Origin of the sequence: Mesorhizobium sp. M7A.F.Ca.CA.004.06.1.1, assembly GCF_003999135.1 — a bacterium.
GTDB lineage: Bacteria > Pseudomonadota > Alphaproteobacteria > Rhizobiales > Rhizobiaceae > Mesorhizobium.
The window spans coordinates 1-2,926 of the sequence record NZ_RZPQ01000739.1 but is presented as its reverse complement, the minus strand read 5'-3'; the positions used below and the strand labels follow the sequence as shown (position 1 = coordinate 2,926).

Annotated in this window: 3 protein-coding genes; 1 reads left to right on the top strand and 2 read right to left on the bottom strand. The window is 64.7% G+C overall.

Annotated features, from left to right (window positions below):
* Window positions 1–227 (bottom strand): DUF2270 domain-containing protein (locus EN906_RS29310; RefSeq protein WP_127375571.1); only part of this gene is annotated, 227 nt, incomplete at its 3' end.
* A 158-nt stretch (window positions 228–385) separates the two neighbouring features.
* Between EN906_RS29310 and EN906_RS29305 the strand changes: the two genes are divergently transcribed.
* The gene (locus EN906_RS29305; protein WP_127375570.1) at window positions 386–1,120 is read left to right on the top strand and encodes a gamma-glutamylcyclotransferase; all 735 of its coding nucleotides are present in this window, start codon (window positions 386–388) and stop codon (window positions 1,118–1,120) included.
* On the opposite strand, the gene EN906_RS29300 is transcribed toward EN906_RS29305, so the two are convergent.
* Window positions 1,107–2,926 (bottom strand): glycoside hydrolase family 127 protein (locus EN906_RS29300; protein ID WP_164777443.1); only part of this gene is annotated, 1,820 nt, incomplete at its 5' end. The two genes, EN906_RS29305 and EN906_RS29300, sit on opposite strands and share 14 nt — an antisense overlap.

Genomic DNA, 2,926 nt, shown 5'->3' with positions numbered 1-2,926 from the left:
ATCAGCAGCATGGCGAACAGCAGCACGCCGTGATGCGCACTGGCCGTCGAGAGTGATACCGAAAGCAGCGCCGCCACCACCGTGATTGCCCAATTGGTCGTCAGGTCGAGCCGGTCGCGCCATCCCGCCATGCGAGCGATCTCGGCGCGGTGGAAATGGGACAGCGTGTTGACGCGCTCCGCCGATGAAAGGACGGGGCCAGCGGGCTGTGCCGACGCATCGTTCATGGCATCCTCCGGCAAGGAACAGAACAGTTTGCCGGCAACATCGTTCCAAGACGCGTCACGCAAGAGCGGCATCGGCCACTCGTGATCTATCTCGGCTGCACGGCCCTTGAGAATCCTTCAGCCTTCAGCAACATGGCGGTAGGACTGGGAGCGCGAAGATGAGCAAGGCCATTTCCACCGCATCATCGAGGGTCCCGCGCAACACGCCGATGGCGCTGACCGAGGCGTTGGTCGCGCGCACCATGCGTGCTGTCGAGGATGCCGGGCCGACGCCGGGCATGGTTCACATGACCGATGCCGACTATGCGCGCATCCGCGACGAGGTGCTGGCCGGCGCTCCGGCCGGGCCGCTGAAACTATTTGCCTATGGCTCGCTGTTGTGGAAGCCCGCCGGCGAGGTGAGGGGCGGAGAACGCGCGGTGGCCAGCGGTTGGCATCGTTCGTTCTGCTTCACGGTGCAGCGTTTTCGCGGCACGGTCGAGCAGCCCGGCCTGATGATGGCGCTCGATCGCGGCGGCCAGTGCCAGGGCATGGTGTTCGAGATCGCGGAACCGGTGGCGGCTAACCTCGAAGCGCACCTGCGCCGCGAAATGACCATCCTGCCCGCCGTCAACGTGCCGCGCTGGCTGCAGGTCAGGACCGAAGGCGGCCCATGTCGCGCGCTTGGCTTCGTCGTCGATCCCGCCAATCCGCGTTATGCCGGCAAGCTCGACAAGCAGGCGATCGCGGCGACGCTGGTGACAGCCGTTGGTCATTGGGGCTCGGGCGCGCAATATCTTTTCGAGACGATCCGCCACCTCGAAGCCTGCGGCATCCGCGACCGCAATTTGTGGCGGCTGCAGGAACTGGTAGCCGAAGAGATCGGGCTAACATCACAACTCACCCGTCCCTGAGCCATACCAGCATCTCGCCGGGCTCGCGGTTGTCCCAGGCGAAATAAGGAATGGCGGTCAGGCGCGTCTCGGCGGTGGCCGGCGGCTCGGGCCTGTAGAGCCCGTCCCGCCACCCGTCGGCGGCATCGGCAAGTGCCGCGGTCGACAGCGTCACCACGCCGCCGAGAAGTTCCGGCCGGTGCTGCGCTTCGATGGTGGCCGTCCGCGGCAGCGTCAGGCGATGCGGCTGGCTGTCATTGTCTGATGCCTCGACGCAATAGATCAGCGGGCCGCGCGACAGCGCGACGCGGCCGGCATCCTGGCGCACCTGCGGGTTGGCATAGAGCCGCTCGATCGGCATTTCGAGATCGAGCCGGATATTGTCGCCCTTCTTCCATGTCCGCTTGATCGCGGCGTAGCCGTCGCTGGTGATCTCAGCCAGCTTGATGGCCTCGCCGTTCACCTTCAACTGGGCACTGGCGCTCCAGGCTGGAATGCGCAGGTGCAAGGTGAATTCGACCGGCGCCTGCGGTTCGAGCACGATCTCGACGGCGCCGTCCCAGGGATAGCGGCTCGTCTGCGTCACGCCGACCGGGACGCCCGATATGTCGAAACGGGCGGTCGAGTCGCCATAGAGGTGGATGGCCAACGCGTCGTCGGCCAGGCTGTAGAAATAGCTGCCGATCGAGGCGACCATGCGCCCGATATTGGGTGGGCAGCACGGGCAGCGGTGCCATTTCCACCTGTTGTGCTTGCCCCGGCTTTCCAATGGATTCTCGTAGAAAAACAGCGAGCCGTCGAGCGACAGGCCCGAGATCGAACCGTTGTAGAGGGCGCGTTCCATCATGTCGGCGTAGCGCGCATTCGGCCCCATGCCGAGCATGCGGCTGGCCCAGAACACCAGGCCCACCGCTGCACAGGTCTCGGCATAGGCGCTCTCGTTGGGCAGGTCATAGTCGCTGGTGAACCCCTCATTGTGCGCCGATGGCCCGAGCCCGCCGGTGATATAGAGGCTCTTGGTGGTGAGATCGTCCCACAGAAGGTCGAGCGCCGACCGCAGCGTGTCGTCGCCATATTCGGTGGCGATGTCGGCCATGCCGGAATAGAGGTACATCGCCCTGACCGCGTGGCCGACGACCTTGTCCTGCTCGCGCACCGGGATGTGCGACTGGCTGTATTCATAGGTCTTGAAATGATAGGCCTTCGGGTCGGCGCCGCGGGCGCGGGCCTCCTCGTCGAAATAATGCGGCTGCTGCCCGCGCTGGTCGATGAAGTATTTGGCCAGCTCCATGTATTTCCGCTCGCCTGTCACCCGCGCCAGCTTGACCAGCGCCAGCTCGATCTCCTCATGTCCGCAATAGCCCTTCTTCTTGCCGGGCTCGGGGCCGAGCACCGACGCGATATGGTCGGCATAGCGGCACATGATGTCGAGCAGCTTGCGTTTTCCCGTCGCCTGGTAATAGGCGACCGCGCCCTCGATCAGGTGGCCGGCGCAATAGAGCTCGTGGCAGTCGCGCAGATTGGTCCAGCGCTTGCCGGGCTGGATGCGCTGATACCAGCTCGAGAGATAGCCGTCCTCCTGCTGCAGCTTGCCATACATGTCGATGACGGCATCGATCTTCTTCTCCAGTTCGGGGTTCTTGCGCCGGTAAAGCGAATAGGCCGCGGTCTCGATCGTCTTGCCGAGATCGGAATCCCAGAACATCTGCGTGGTCACCGTCGATCCAGTGAATTCCGCGCCCTGGCGGTCGGCTTCGTCGGGGGAGGGCGAGTGGAAGGGGATGACTATGCCGGGCGAGGGGCGGTCCGGATCGATCTGCTCCAGCA